Source organism: Sedimentitalea nanhaiensis DSM 24252 (genome assembly GCF_000473225.1).
GTDB classification, from domain to species: domain Bacteria; phylum Pseudomonadota; class Alphaproteobacteria; order Rhodobacterales; family Rhodobacteraceae; genus Sedimentitalea; species Sedimentitalea nanhaiensis.
Window position 1 is genome coordinate 3,045,491 of sequence record NZ_KI421509.1, and the last position, 12,978, is coordinate 3,058,468.

The 12,978-nt window shown below is 62.0% G+C and carries 13 protein-coding genes and 1 riboswitch; of the genes, 9 read left to right on the forward strand and 4 right to left on the reverse strand.

Annotation, left to right across the window (positions count from 1 at the left end; genetic code table 11):
- Position 1: 1 nt before the first annotated feature.
- The 3 genes from fabB to NANH_RS0116820 form a co-directional block, all read right to left on the reverse strand.
- Positions 2-1,231, reverse strand: a complete 1,230-nt coding sequence (gene fabB / locus NANH_RS0116810) for a beta-ketoacyl-ACP synthase I (RefSeq protein WP_027263090.1) — start codon at positions 1,229-1,231, stop codon at positions 2-4.
- A gap of 34 nt (positions 1,232-1,265) precedes the next feature.
- Entirely contained in the window at positions 1,266-1,778 is a 513-nt protein-coding gene (gene fabA / locus NANH_RS0116815) for a bifunctional 3-hydroxydecanoyl-ACP dehydratase/trans-2-decenoyl-ACP isomerase (RefSeq protein ID WP_027263091.1), read from the reverse strand.
- A gap of 130 nt (positions 1,779-1,908) precedes the next feature.
- Positions 1,909-2,772, reverse strand: coding sequence for a DUF2189 domain-containing protein (locus NANH_RS0116820; RefSeq protein WP_027263092.1), 864 nt, complete (start codon positions 2,770-2,772; stop codon positions 1,909-1,911).
- A 287-nt stretch (positions 2,773-3,059) separates the two neighbouring features.
- Between NANH_RS0116820 and irrA the strand changes: the two genes are divergently transcribed.
- From irrA to NANH_RS0116835, 3 genes are all read left to right on the forward strand, one after another.
- On the forward strand, positions 3,060-3,476 hold the full coding sequence (irrA, locus tag NANH_RS0116825; RefSeq protein ID WP_027263093.1) for an iron response transcriptional regulator IrrA: 417 nt from the start codon (positions 3,060-3,062) through the stop codon (positions 3,474-3,476).
- Between the two features lie 91 nt (positions 3,477-3,567).
- Positions 3,568-4,371: a phytanoyl-CoA dioxygenase family protein gene (locus NANH_RS0116830; RefSeq protein WP_027263094.1), complete on the forward strand. Its 804-nt coding sequence runs from the start codon at positions 3,568-3,570 to the stop codon at positions 4,369-4,371.
- A gap of 49 nt (positions 4,372-4,420) precedes the next feature.
- Entirely contained in the window at positions 4,421-5,206 is a 786-nt protein-coding gene (locus NANH_RS0116835) for an ion transporter (RefSeq protein ID WP_027263095.1), read from the forward strand.
- Between the two features lie 4 nt (positions 5,207-5,210).
- Here the strand turns inward: NANH_RS0116835 and NANH_RS0116840 are convergent, their stop codons facing one another.
- Positions 5,211-6,077 carry a hypothetical protein gene (locus NANH_RS0116840; protein ID WP_027263096.1) on the reverse strand — a complete coding sequence of 289 codons (867 nt, stop codon included), beginning with the start codon at positions 6,075-6,077 and terminating at the stop codon, positions 5,211-5,213.
- A 125-nt stretch (positions 6,078-6,202) separates the two neighbouring features.
- Between NANH_RS0116840 and miaB the strand changes: the two genes are divergently transcribed.
- From miaB to metK, 6 genes are all read left to right on the forward strand, one after another.
- Positions 6,203-7,531, forward strand: coding sequence for a tRNA (N6-isopentenyl adenosine(37)-C2)-methylthiotransferase MiaB (miaB, locus tag NANH_RS0116845; protein ID WP_027263097.1), 1,329 nt, complete (start codon positions 6,203-6,205; stop codon positions 7,529-7,531).
- Positions 7,532-7,684: 153 nt separating this feature from the next.
- The gene (locus tag NANH_RS0116850) at positions 7,685-8,701 is read left to right on the forward strand and encodes a PhoH family protein (RefSeq protein ID WP_027263098.1); all 1,017 of its coding nucleotides are present in this window, start codon (positions 7,685-7,687) and stop codon (positions 8,699-8,701) included.
- A 56-nt stretch (positions 8,702-8,757) separates the two neighbouring features.
- Positions 8,758-9,270 (forward strand): rRNA maturation RNase YbeY, encoded by a 513-nt coding sequence (ybeY, locus tag NANH_RS0116855; protein WP_027263099.1) that lies wholly within the window; start codon positions 8,758-8,760, stop codon positions 9,268-9,270.
- A 23-nt stretch (positions 9,271-9,293) separates the two neighbouring features.
- The gene (locus tag NANH_RS0116860) at positions 9,294-10,193 is read left to right on the forward strand and encodes a hemolysin family protein (RefSeq protein ID WP_027263100.1); all 900 of its coding nucleotides are present in this window, start codon (positions 9,294-9,296) and stop codon (positions 10,191-10,193) included.
- Complete coding sequence (gene lnt, locus NANH_RS0116865) at positions 10,190-11,680, forward strand: apolipoprotein N-acyltransferase (RefSeq protein ID WP_027263101.1); 1,491 nt, start codon at positions 10,190-10,192, stop codon at positions 11,678-11,680. The genes NANH_RS0116860 and lnt overlap by 4 nt, the downstream gene beginning before the upstream one ends.
- Positions 11,681-11,730: 50 nt before the next feature.
- A riboswitch (SAM-SAH riboswitch) is annotated at positions 11,731-11,779 on the forward strand.
- Positions 11,780-11,784: 5 nt separating this feature from the next.
- Entirely contained in the window at positions 11,785-12,966 is a 1,182-nt protein-coding gene (metK, locus tag NANH_RS0116870; RefSeq protein ID WP_027263102.1) for a methionine adenosyltransferase, read from the forward strand.
- Positions 12,967-12,978 lie beyond the last annotated feature (12 nt).

A 12,978-nucleotide genomic window follows, 5' to 3' on the forward strand; every position in this document is an offset into this window, starting at 1 on the left:
CCTATCCTTTGAATTTCGACAGGATCATCGACCCGTTGGTACCGCCAAATCCAAAGCTGTTGGTCATCACGCTGTCCAGCCCGGCGTTGTGCACCGTCTCCAGCGCGATTTCCGACGCATCCAGCGCCGGGTCCAGCGTTTGCACGTTGATCGAGCGGGCGATGAAGTCGTTGTCCAGCATCAGCAGGCTGAAGATTGCCTCGAGCGCCCCGGCCGCCCCCTGTGCGTGGCCGGTCATCGATTTGGTCGAGCTGATTGGCGGGGTGGACCCTTGCCCGAATACCCGGCGTACGGCTTCTACTTCGCCGACATCGCCGACGGGTGTGCTGGTGCCATGGGCGTTGATATAGCTGACCTTGCGGCCCTCGGGCAGGGATTGCAGCGCCAGCCGCATGGCGCGTTCGCCGCCCTCGCCCGACGGGGCGACCATGTCATGGCCATCGCTGGTGGCGGCATAGCCCGTAACCTCGGCATATATTTTTGCACCGCGGGCCTGGGCGTGTTCCAGATCTTCCAGAACCAGGATGCCACCGCCGCCAGAGATCACAAAGCCGTCGCGGTCGGCGTCAAAGGCGCGGCTGGCGGTTTCCGGGGCATCGTTATACTTGCTGCTCATCGCGCCCATGGCGTCGAACAGGCAGGACAGGGTCCAGTCCAACTCCTCGCCGCCGCCGGCGAACATCACGTCCTGTTTGCCCATCATGATCTGTTCCGCGGCATTGCCGATGCAATGCAGGCTGGTCGAGCAGGCCGAGGTGATGGAATAGTTGATGCCCCTGATCTTGTAGGCGGTCGCCAGGTTGGCGGAAATCGTCGAGGACATGCATTTGGGAACGGCAAAGGGGCCGATGCGCTTGGTCGCGCCGGTTTTGAGCACCGTCTGATGCGCGGTCAGTATGGCGCTGGTCGAAGGTCCGCCGGACCCCGCCACCAGGCCGGTGCGCGGGTTGACGATGTCGCTTTCCTCAAGCCCGGCATCGGCGATGGCCTCGGCCATGGCGATATGAGCATAGGCGGCACCGGGACCCATGAAGCGCAGGGTGCGCTTGTCGACATGGTTCGCCACGTTGATCTTGAGCGTTCCGGCGACCTGGCTGCGGAACCCGTGTTCGGCCATTTCCGGGCAGGCCTCTATTCCGGACGTGCCGGATTTCAGCGCGGCAAGAACCTCGGCTGCATTGTTTCCGATGGACGAGACAATGCCCAGCCCAGTGACAACGACGCGACGCATCGGCGGTCTCCTATTTGGCGGCCCGTGCGGGCAATCAGGTCTCGGCCGAAGCCAGACCAACCTTCATGTCCTTCACGGCATAAATCTCTTCACCGTCGGCGACAACCCGTCCATCCGCCACACCCAGTTTCAGCTTGCGGTCGATGATGCGGGTCATGTCGACATAATAGGTCAACATTTTGCGGTCCGGTTTGACCATGCCCTTGAGCTTGACCTCGCCGACGCCCATCGCCATGCCCTGACCCAGCATGCCGCGCCAGCCCAGGTTGAAGCCGGTCAGCTGCCACAGCCCGTCAAGCCCCAGACAGCCGGGCATGATCGGGTTGCCGGGGAAATGGCAGGAAAAGAACCACAGATCCGGGGTGATGTCGAACTCAGCGATCACATGACCCTTGCCATGACTGCCGCCATCGGCGCTGATTTCGGTGACGCGGTCCATCATCAGCATCGGCGGTTCGGGCAACTGCGCGTTTCCGGGGCCAAAAAGTTCGCCACGGGCACATTTAAGCAAGCCCTCTTTGTCAAAGCTGTTGGGGTAGTCGGCCATTCTTGCGCCTCTCCTGCTCGAGATCTGCGGTTGCAATCCCGTCTAACACCCGGGCAAAGGGTCCTGCAAGAGCCGCCTGCCCCCGACCGGAACGTGCGCCCGGCGCGGGGTGCGATCAGGTCGGGTCGGGTCAGCGGTGCGGCTCGACTGCGCGCCGGTAGAGATGCCAGGTGGCGTGACCCAGGATCGGAAGAACAAAAATCAGCCCCACGAACAGGGTCGCCGCGCCGAGCGCGAGCAGCAGTGCCACAACCAGACCCCAGGTCAGAGCCGCAACCGGAGATCGCCGCAGCACCCGGACCGAAGTGACAACCGCGCGAGGCAGGCCCACCTGCCGGTCGATCAACAGGGGAAATGACACCAGCGTAATCGCCAGTGAGGCCAGGGCAAAAACCAGACCCACCGCCAGACCGGCGATCAACATGGTCCAGCCAGCTGCGGTGCCGAAAATATCCTGCACGAACTGGGCCAGGGATTGCGGTGCTTCGGGGCCAAGCGTCAGCCGGTAGATCGTGTCGGCCGCGAACATCCAGCCAACGAAGAGCACCGCCAGATACCCGCCCAGCACAATGATCGGCATGAAAGAAGGCGAGGTCATTATGCCAAAGGCGTCGCCCCAGCCGGTTGGTTGTCCGGCCTCGCGGCGGCGGCTCATTTCATATAGCCCGACGGCGGCGACCGGTCCGATGATGGCAAAGCCCGACATCAGCGGAAACACTAGCGGAAGCATATCGCGATTCAGCGCGAACCAGGTCAGCAGCACGCCGAGAACCGGATAGACGAGAACGATGAACATGACGTCCGTGCGTAGGGCGGTGAAGTCCTGAAACCCTTCGGACAGCGCTGTGCGCAGGTCCGCAAGGGTCAGATCCCGCAGTATGATCGGGTCGGTGTCCTTGCCCGAGAGTTCGCCGGTGCCGGATCCCAGGCTGTGCGAGCCGTGCCCGAACATCTTTGCGGTCCACGAAACCGGGTTGCCAATTGTCTTTGCCATTTTGACCTCGCTTTGCATCGATCAGCGTTGCAGGCCGTTATCCGGGCGGGTGGTGGTATTGAACCGCGGGGCAGGCCCAGGAAAATCCATCCGGATCAAAGCCTAGCACCATTGCGTACGTCTGTCGCGGGGCAGCAGCGTCCCTCACGCAGACGTGCAAGGGCCCCCGCGAGGCCCGTACGCGCGGACGCGAATCGCCGTCCGATCGGGTTGCGAATGAATTTCAATTGAAATTAGGCGTCTTGGACCCATATACATGGCGATATGTATAAACGTGAGTGCCGATAATGATGTCGCCTGCAATACGGACTGCAACCGAGTGGTTGAGCGGGGCCGGGCTGCGCCCGACGCGGCAGCGTTTGGCCCTGGCCGAATTGCTGGTCGGGGACGGGCAGCATCGCCATGTCACCGCCGAAAGCCTGTTCGAAGCGTCTCGGGCGGTCGGTGCGGTGGTTTCGCTGGCCACGGTCTATAACACCCTGCGGGCGTTTTGCGATGCGGGGCTGTTGCAAGAGGTCGCGGTGGACGGCGCCAAAAGCTATTACGATACCAACACCCACGATCACCCGCATTTCTATTGGGAGGACGAGGGGCGTCTGAGCGATGCACCTGCCGACCAGTTGGTGATCAATCGCCTGCCCGGTGCGCCAAAGGGCACCGAGATTGCCTCGGTTGATGTGGTGATCCGCCTGCGCCGCACCTGACACCGGCCAAACCGCGTCGTTAGAGCTGCGTTCTTCTTGCGTCCGGTCGTGCCGATGCGGCAGGGTGTCGGCATCCCAAGCGAGGCCCGCCATGACCCATGCTCTTGTCACCCAGGATCAGATCGACAGCTACCGGCGCGACGGCGTGGTGATGATCGGGGGTCTGTTTGCTGACCATGTGGACGCCCTGCGGGCGGGGGTCGCGGCGAACATGGAGCATCCTGGACCCTATGCGTCGGAGAATCGCAAAGAGGGGCAGTCCGGGCGGTTTTTCGACGATTATTGCAACTGGACGCGTATCCCCGAGTTTGCGCAGGTGATCCACGATTCGCCCGCGGCCGAGGTGGCTGCCGATCTGATGGGATCGCAGACGGTGCAGATGTTCCACGATCATGTGCTGGTCAAGGAGCCTGGCACGTCGATGGCAACGCCCTGGCATCAGGACCGGCCGTATTATTTCGTGGAAGGTGCGCAAACCGTCAGCTTCTGGTCGCCGCTGGATCCGGTGACGGACGCCACGTTGCGCTGCGTGGCCGGGTCGCACCTTTGGGAAAAGGACGTGCTGCCGACCCGCTGGGTATCTGAAGAGGGGTTCTTTGCCGATGATGGACAATACATGCCGGTGCCCGATCCGGAAGCCGAAGGCATGCGCATTCTTGAATTCCCGATGCAGCCCGGAGACGCGGTGGCGTTCAGCTATCGCACCCTGCACGGCGCGCGGGGCAACGTCAGCGACACGCGGCGCCGGGCGTTCTCGCTGCGGCTGCTCGGGGACGATGCGCGGTATGTTCAGCGCGCGGGGCCGACATCGCCCCCCTTTCCCGGCCACGGCATGCAGCCGGGGCAACGGCTGCGCGAGGACTGGTTCCCGGTGATCTGGCGGCGCGACGGCTGATCCGGCGCGGTTGCATCCATTTGCAATCTGGGATCAGGTCGTCGCGATGATGGCTGGCTTGAAACAGGCTCTGACACGGCTCTATCGCGGCGCGTCGCGTCGTGCGGAACTGTTTCGCTATGGGCTGATCGCGTTTGATGCCGCAACGATCCTGTATTTTATCGTCACTACCCCGATGCGCCAGACCCCGGAGATGGAAATCGCCGGAACCGTGATCGGGCTGTTGATTCTGATGGATTTTGCCGCGCGGCTCTGGATCGCGCCGAATCGCAAGGCGATGCTGCGGCAGATCTATACGATCGCAGACGTGATTGTCGTGGCGTCCCTGTTGCTGGCACCGTTCCTGCACGAGGACGTGGCTTTTCTGCGCATCCTGCGTGGGTTGCGGTTGATCCATTCCTATCACCTGTTGCGCGATCTGCGGCGGGTCAGCCCGTTCTTTCGGCGCTATGAAGATGCCGTGATTGCGGCGGTCAACCTGCTGGTGTTCGTCCTTTTGACCACCACCGCTGTCTATACGCTGTTTTTTGACACATACCCGAACGTTCAGCCGGGGCTGGAAGGGTATGTGGACGCGCTGTATTTCACCGTGTCCACACTGACGACCACCGGGTATGGTGATATCACGCCGGTGACGATGGGGGGAAAGCTGTTTTCGGTCTTTGTCATGGTGGTGGGGGTCGCGTTGTTCGTACGGCTGGCACAGGCGGTGATTCAGCCGTCAAAAATACGGCACAAATGCCCGACCTGCGGTCTGCTGAAACACGATCCCGACGCTGTCCATTGCAAACATTGTGGCGAGCCGCTGAAGATCGAGACCGAAGGCGTGACTTAACCGCTCAGAACCATTGTCCCGGCTCCATCAATCCCAGGTCCAGCAACTGTTGCGATTTCCATTCGAACGGCACCGAATTGTGCCACCGAAAGCTGTCGATTGCACAGGTCGATCCAGGATTGCGTTTCAGCGCCTTGGCGGTGCGAAACGAGCAGACCGCTGCTGTGACGTTATGGTGCCAGGGACAGGCATAGGTGTTGTATTCCTGGTCATCGAACGTGTGGTCGGGCAACAGCCGCAGCCCCGGACGCGCCCGAAACAGCGAAATCCGGTCGATCCTGCGGCTGGAGTCGGGGATATGTTCCTCGTATCGCCAGCGCATGCCACCAAAGAAATCCAGCTGTCGTTCGCGCGGGTTATTGTTGTCCGGTGCCAGGCGGGCGAGGGCGTAATAGCCTGATTTGTCCAGAAACGCATGCGCGCGCGAAACTGCATTGGGATGCCGGGTCAAATCCCCGGCGTACAGGTCGATGACATAGGTCAGCATTGCATTGCGCCGCTCGCCCGCGTGAAAGGTCAGCAGTTCGCCAACGCTGCGGGTTTCGCGGAACGGGTAGAACAGGTATTCGGCATTGAAACAATAATAGAGCCAGATGCCCGGTGCCGCCGCGATGATGCGGTTGACCGCCTCGCAAACCGCGCCCGCGGCAGTGCAATCATAGGTGACCCGATGAATGCGCGCGGCCAGATCGGCGGGCAGATCAAACTCTGGTGGCATCAGCGCCACGACCGATTTGAAACCGCAGTCCAGATGGTGGCGCAGGGTACTGTCCAGCTCGACGGCGTCCTCGACAAAGATCAACGCCACCGGACCCCGCGCCAGAGCGCTGCGGCCCCGATTCAGAAAGCCGTGCAGTGTTGGATGTGTCATTTGATCTGCCCGGGCGGTGGTCATTCTGGTGTTTTGCCTCAAATTCGGTTAATTCCGGGTGCATTGCAAGCCATCGCCAATCGGTCTAAGTCAGGCCGCTGATCCACCGGTTAGAGGCCAAGCGCATGACGGCTCCGAAGAAACTGTTCATAAAGACCTACGGCTGCCAGATGAATGTCTATGACAGCGAGCGCATGGCCGAGGCCCTGGGCGGGCAGGGCTATGTGGAAACGGCAACACCCGAAGATGCCGACATGATCCTGTTGAACACCTGTCACATTCGCGAAAAGGCCGCCGAAAAGGTCTATTCCGAACTGGGGCGGTTCAAGGGGCTCAAAGCGGAGAATCCGGATCTGAAAATCGGTGTCGCCGGGTGTGTCGCCCAGGCCGAGGGTCAGGAGATCATGCGCCGCCAGCCGCTGGTCGATCTGGTGGTCGGGCCGCAAAGCTATCATCGCCTGCCCGAGATGGAGGCCAGGACCCGTGCCGGGGAAAAGGCGCTGGACACGGATTTCCCCGAGGAAGACAAGTTTGAGGCGTTGAAATCGCGCCCCAAGGCGGCGCGCGGGCCGACCGCGTTTCTGACCGTCCAGGAGGGTTGTGACAAATTCTGCGCGTTCTGCGTTGTGCCTTATACGCGCGGTGCCGAAGTCAGCCGCCCGGCGGACCGCATCCTGACCGAAGCGCGTGATCTGGTGGATCGCGGGGTGCGCGAAATCACCCTGCTGGGGCAGAACGTCAACGCCTATCACGGGGCGGGTCCGGATGGGGATATGACACTGGCGCAGTTGATCTGGGCGCTGGACAAGGTGGATGGGCTGGAACGCATCCGATTCACCACCAGCCACCCCAACGACATGAGTGAGGATCTGATCGCGGCGCATGGCGACTGTGCCAAGCTGATGCCTTATCTGCATCTGCCGGTGCAATCGGGCAGCGACAAGATCCTCAAGCGCATGAACCGCAGCCATACGGCAGACAGCTATTTTCGGCTGATCGAGCGTATCCGCGCGGCGCGGCCCGATATCCTGTTGTCTGGCGATTTCATCGTCGGTTTTCCCGAAGAGACCGAAGCCGATTTTCAGGCCACGATGGATCTGGTCGAAGAGGTCGGTTACGGCTACGCCTATTCCTTCAAGTATTCGACCCGGCCCGGCACCCCTGCCGCGGAACGCGCCCAGGTGGACGAGGATGTGAAATCCGAGCGTCTGCACCGCCTGCAAGGGCTGATCACCCGCCAGCAGCGTGCGATACAGGATGGCATGGTCGGGCGTGAGGTGAGCGTGCTGTTCGAAAAACAAGGTCGATTTGACGGCCAGATGGTTGGCAAGTCCGAATATCTGCACGCGGTGCATGTGAACGATGCCAAAGTGGATATCGGTGCGCTGTGCAGGGTTCGGATCACGGGGTCGGGGTCGAATTCGCTGGCGGGCGAGATCGTCGCCGCATCCTGATCTGCCTGCCGGAGCCAAAAATCTCTGCCAAAAGGCCGGGCTGACAGTATTTTTGTTTCAGTCCTGTGAAATTCGCATCCAGCGGCTTGCGCTGCGCTGCCGAACTTGGCACGCTTGGGTCAAACGGCCGGAACGGCAATACAGGAGAGTGGATTGGCCACAGGCGCCCTGACCCCACCGCAGACCGAGATGGCACCGCCCGAGGTGTTGATCGAATTTCCAGACAATCGCTTGTTGATCGACCTTTGCGGGGAATATGACCGCAATCTGGCCGATATCGAACAGAAGCTGGGCGTACAGATCGTGCGCCGTGGCAATCGGCTGTCGATCCTGGGCGACGAGGATAGCCAGAAACAGGCCGCCGACGTGCTGCAATCGCTGTATGAACGGCTTGAGGCCGGGCGCGAGGTGGAAACCGGCGATATCGATCGCGAATTGCGCATGGGCGGGTCGGATGCGGGCACCGGGGTGCGCGATGGCGATCAACTCGAGATGTTCAAGGGCGTTGCGGTCGAAATCAAGACCCGCAAGAAGCTGGTCGAACCGCGCACCGAGGCGCAAAAGGCCTATGTCCAGTCGCTGTTTGCAAATGAATTGGCCTTTGGCATTGGCCCGGCGGGCACCGGCAAGACCTATTTGGCGGTGGCCGTGGGCGTGTCGATGTTCCTGGGGGGCCATGTCGACCGGATCATCCTGTCGCGCCCTGCGGTCGAGGCGGGCGAGCGGCTGGGTTTTCTGCCTGGAGACATGAAAGACAAGGTCGATCCCTATATGCAACCGCTGTACGATGCGTTGAACGATTTCTTGCCCGGCAAGCAACTGGCCAAGCTGATCGAGGAAAAGCGCATCGAGATCGCACCGCTGGCGTTTATGCGCGGGCGGACGTTGGCGAATGCGTTTGTAGTGCTGGACGAGGCCCAGAACGCCACCAGCATGCAGATGAAGATGTTCCTGACCCGCCTCGGCGAAGGCAGCCGCATGGTGATCACCGGCGACCGCACCCAGATCGACTTGCCGCGGGGTGTGCCGTCGGGGCTGGCCGATGCCGAGCGGTTGCTCAAGGCCATTCCCAAGATCAGCTTCAACTATTTCACCTCCAAAGACGTGGTGCGCCATCCACTGGTTGCCGCGATCATTGAGGCCTATGAGGCCGACGGCCCGGTCGGCTGAGCCGATGCACGTCTCCGGGCCTTGACCCGGTGCCGGTTTTCAGGTGCAAGCCGTCCATGCCGATTGAGACAGACATAGACGATTCCCGCTGGCTGGCGCTGGACCTGCCGACTTTGGCAGAGGTGGCGGCCAATGCGGTGCTGACAGCGCGGCATTTGGACGCTGAGCAATGCGAGATCGGTTTGCTGGCCTGTGACGACGCACGGATCGCGCAACTCAACCGCGAGTTTCGCGGCAAGGACGGCGCTACCAACGTTCTGAGCTGGCCGTCCGAAGATCTGACGCCAGAGGTCGCCGGCACCGAACCTGCGCTACCGCAACCGGATTTTACCGGCGAGATGGGGCTGGGCGATATTGCCATTGCCTGGGATACCTGTGTCCGTGAAGCTGCCGAGGCCGACAAGCCGCTTGCCGATCACGTCACCCATCTGGTGGTGCACGGGGTCCTGCATCTGTTGGGTTTTGACCATATCCGTGACCCGGATGCCACTTTGATGCAGCAACTTGAGATCGAGATACTTGGCAGATTGGGTATGGATGACCCATATAGGGAAACAGAAGGGGCCTGAGGCCCTGCATTCGGAAGGAAGAGATGGGCGATTCAGACGGCAGTTCTGGCGCGGCGCATAGCGCGCAACCCCAGAACCAGACGGTGGGCGAGTCTTCGGACAGTCCGGCCGAGGTGGAAAGCACGGAGCGATCCGGGTTTTTTGGTCGCATCATCGAAGCGCTGAGCCCTGCGGAAGACCCGCAGCCCAGCGAAGTGAACGGAACGCTGCGCGGCATGGTGAACCTGCGCCGGATGCGGGTCGAAGACGTTGCCATTCCGACCGCCGAAATTGTCGCCGTGTCCGATACCATCTCGCGCGACGAACTTGTGCAGGTGTTTCGTGACAGCGGCATGACCCGGATTCCGGTCTATGAAGGTACGCTGGACACGCCCAGGGGGTTTGTTCACCTCAAGGATTTTGCGCTGACTCACGGGTTCAACGGCGGAAGCGTCGAATTCGATCTGGATTCGATGCTGCGGCCGTTGTTGTTCGTGCCGCCGTCGATGCCGATTGGGGTCTTGTTGACCAAGATGCAGACCGAGCGTCGCCATATGGCGTTGGTGATCGACGAATATGGCGGGGTGGACGGTCTGTTGACCATCGAGGATCTGATCGAGCAGGTGGTGGGCGAGATCGAGGACGAGCACGACACCGACGAGGACCAATCCTGGGTCAAGGAGAAGGCGGGTTGCTACAACGTGCTGGCCAAGACGCCGCTGGATGAGTTCGAGGCCGAAATCGGACAATCTCTGACCGAGCACGATGAGGTGGACGAGGAAGAGATCGACACGCTCGGCGGGTTGGTCTTTATGCTGTCCGGACGGGTGCCCGCGCGGGGTGAGGTGGTGCTGCATCCCGATGGTCCGGAATTCGAAGTCGTCGATGCCGATCCACGTCGCATCAAGCGTTTGCGCGTACGATTGCCGCAGTCCGGCGAATGAGCCTTTCCTGGGTGTGGCCGCAGCGGCTGCGGCTTGGCCTGCCGCTGGGACTGGGCATGCTGGCGGCCCTGGGGCTGGCTCCGTTCTTCCTGTGGTACCTGACGCTGGCCGCGCTGGCGCTGCTGGTGCCGCTTTTTCTGGCCGCGCCTACGCGGCGGGCCAGCGCGCTGATCGGCTGGATCTTCGGTCTGGGCTATTTCGGTTTTGGGCTGGTCTGGATTGTCGAGCCGTTTTTGGTGGATGTCGCGCGCCATGGGTGGATGGCCCCGTTTGCGTTGGCGTTTCTGGCCGGAGGGCTGGCGTTGTTCTGGGCGGCGGCGTTCTGGATAGCCGCTGTCCCCCGCCAGTCCGCCTTTTGGCGGGTGGGACTGTTGATTTGCACCTGGACGCTGGCTGAATTCGCCCGCGCCTATGTGTTGACGGGATTCCCATGGGCAGGGTTTGCGCAGGTCTGGGCCAACAGTCCCGCCGCGATGCTGTTGGCTTGGATCGGCCCGCAGGGGATGGGTGTAGCGACATTGGCGGTGGGGCTGTCTGCCGGGCTGGCCGTCGCGCGGGTGCGCCTGGCCAGGCCGGTGTTCGCCGCCGTGGCGGGGGTTTTTGTTGCCGCCATCGCTGCAGCCGTCGCCGGGGCGCCGGACGTCAGCAACACTGGCAAGACGGTCCGCGTGGTCCAGCCGAATGCACCGCAGCAGCAGAAATGGGACCCCGACATGATGCCGGTGTTCTTTGATCGCTTGATCGGGTTTACGGGCCAATCGCCGCGGCCGGACCTGATCGTTTGGCCGGAAACCGCAGTGCCAACCCTGTTGGAATGGGCGGGTCCGGCGTTTGAAGCCATCGCGGCGGCTGCAAACGGCACCCCGGTCGCCTTGGGCATTCAGCGCCGCGAAGGGTCGCGCAGCTATAATTCTCTGGTGTATCTGGACGGGGCAGGGCAGGTAGCGGCGATCTATGACAAGCATCATCTGGTGCCGTTTGGCGAGTATTTTCCCGGCGGCGATCTGGCCGCCGGTCTGGGGTTGCGCGGATTTGCGGCCCGTGACGGCGATGGCTATAGCGCGGGGCCGGGGCCGCAGGTGGTCGATTTCGGTGCGATGGGGCGGGCGCTGCCACTGATCTGCTACGAGGCGGTGTTTCCACAGGACGTGACCGGCACACCGCAGCGTCCGGAATTTCTGTTGCAGGTCACTAACGATGCCTGGTTCGGCCGGTATATCGGCCCGTATCAGCATCTTGCACAGGCCCGGATGCGGGCGATCGAACAGGGCCTGCCGCTGGTGCGCGCCGCCAATACCGGGGTGTCCGCGGTGATCGATCCGCTGGGGCGCACAATCGCCAGCCTGCCGTTGGGCGAGGCGGGATTTGTCGATGCTGCGCTTGCCGCGCCGCTGCCGCCCACGGTATATTCCCGCACCGGGGACCTGCCGGTGCTGCTGGCGATTGTGGCTCTGGGGTTTGGGGTGGCCACGCAACGTCGCAAATAAAACCCGTTTAGCCGATTGACCCGGATGCAACGCGGGCATACGTCGGCTCAGACCTGTCACAACGGCTTCCTGACGTGACAGGATAAACCGAATGGAGCGCTTTCATGTCCCGCAAGAATTTTGTTTTCACCTCGGAATCGGTATCCGAAGGGCATCCCGACAAGGTCTGTGACCGCATTTCGGATGCCGTATTGGACGCACTGCTGGCCGAAGAACCCGAAGCGCGGGTGGCGGCAGAAACGTTTGCCACCACAAACCGGGTGGTGATCGGCGGCGAGGTGGGGCTGTCGGATCAGCACAAGCTGCACGACTATATGGAGCGGATGGAAGACATCGCGCGCGCCTGTATCAAGGACATCGGTTACGAGCAGGACAAGTTTCACCATGCCACCTGCGAAGTTACCAACCTGCTGCACGAACAGTCCGCGCATATCGCCCAAGGGGTGAACGCAGCGGATAACAAGGACGAAGGGGCCGGCGATCAGGGCATCATGTTCGGCTATGCCACCAACGAAACTCCGGCGCTGATGCCCGCACCGATCCAGTATGCGCACGCGATTCTGCGGCGGCTTGCCGAAGTGCGCAAGGATGGCAGCGAACCCGCTCTGGGTCCGGATGCCAAGAGCCAGTTGTCGGTGAATTACGAGAACGGCGTCCCGATGGGCGTGCATTCCATCGTGCTTTCGACCCAGCATATCGATCCGGATCTGACCAGTGACGATATTCGCGCCATCGTGGCCCCCTATATCACCGAAGTGCTGCCCGAGGGCTGGCTGACCGACCAGACCGTTTGGCATGTGAACCCGACCGGAAAATTTGTTATCGGCGGCCCCGATGGCGACGCCGGTCTGACCGGGCGCAAGATTATCGTGGACACCTATGGCGGGGCCGCTCCGCATGGCGGGGGCGCATTTTCCGGCAAGGATCCGACCAAGGTGGACCGCTCGGCGGCCTATGCTGCGCGCTATCTGGCCAAGAACATCGTCGCTGCGGGTCTGGCGGACCGCGCGACCCTGCAGCTGAGCTATGCCATCGGCGTGTCGCGCCCGCTGTCGATCTATGTCAACACCCACGGCACCGGCCTGGCACCGGACGAGGCGATAGAAAGCGCGGTCGGCAAGGTGATGGATCTGACGCCACGGGGCATTCGCCAGCATCTGGGTTTGAACCGGCCGATCTATCAGCGCACGGCAGCCTATGGGCATTTCGGACGTGAGCCCGAGGCCGACGGCGGTTTCAGCTGGGAAAAGACCGATCTGACAAACGCGCTGAAAGCGGCGCTCTGATCCGGTCCGGCT

Excerpts from the sequence above, each read along its gene's own strand:
- fabA (WP_027263091.1), bottom strand. The coding sequence starts at position 1,778 with ATGGCCGACTACCCCAACAGCTTTGACAAAGAGGGCTTGCTTAAATGT.
- NANH_RS0116860 (WP_027263100.1), top strand. The coding sequence starts at position 9,294 with ATGGGCGATTCAGACGGCAGTTCTGGCGCGGCGCATAGCGCGCAACCC.
- irrA (WP_027263093.1), top strand. The coding sequence starts at position 3,060 with ATGATGTCGCCTGCAATACGGACTGCAACCGAGTGGTTGAGCGGGGCC.
- metK (WP_027263102.1), top strand. The coding sequence starts at position 11,785 with ATGTCCCGCAAGAATTTTGTTTTCACCTCGGAATCGGTATCCGAAGGG.
- NANH_RS0116840 (WP_027263096.1), bottom strand. The coding sequence starts at position 6,077 with ATGACACATCCAACACTGCACGGCTTTCTGAATCGGGGCCGCAGCGCT.
- lnt (WP_027263101.1), top strand. The coding sequence starts at position 10,190 with ATGAGCCTTTCCTGGGTGTGGCCGCAGCGGCTGCGGCTTGGCCTGCCG.
- fabB (WP_027263090.1), bottom strand. The coding sequence starts at position 1,231 with ATGCGTCGCGTCGTTGTCACTGGGCTGGGCATTGTCTCGTCCATCGGA.
- NANH_RS0116830 (WP_027263094.1), top strand. The coding sequence starts at position 3,568 with ATGACCCATGCTCTTGTCACCCAGGATCAGATCGACAGCTACCGGCGC.
- NANH_RS0116835 (WP_027263095.1), top strand. The coding sequence starts at position 4,421 with ATGGCTGGCTTGAAACAGGCTCTGACACGGCTCTATCGCGGCGCGTCG.
- miaB (WP_027263097.1), top strand. The coding sequence starts at position 6,203 with ATGACGGCTCCGAAGAAACTGTTCATAAAGACCTACGGCTGCCAGATG.
- ybeY (WP_027263099.1), top strand. The coding sequence starts at position 8,758 with ATGCCGATTGAGACAGACATAGACGATTCCCGCTGGCTGGCGCTGGAC.
- NANH_RS0116820 (WP_027263092.1), bottom strand. The coding sequence starts at position 2,772 with ATGGCAAAGACAATTGGCAACCCGGTTTCGTGGACCGCAAAGATGTTC.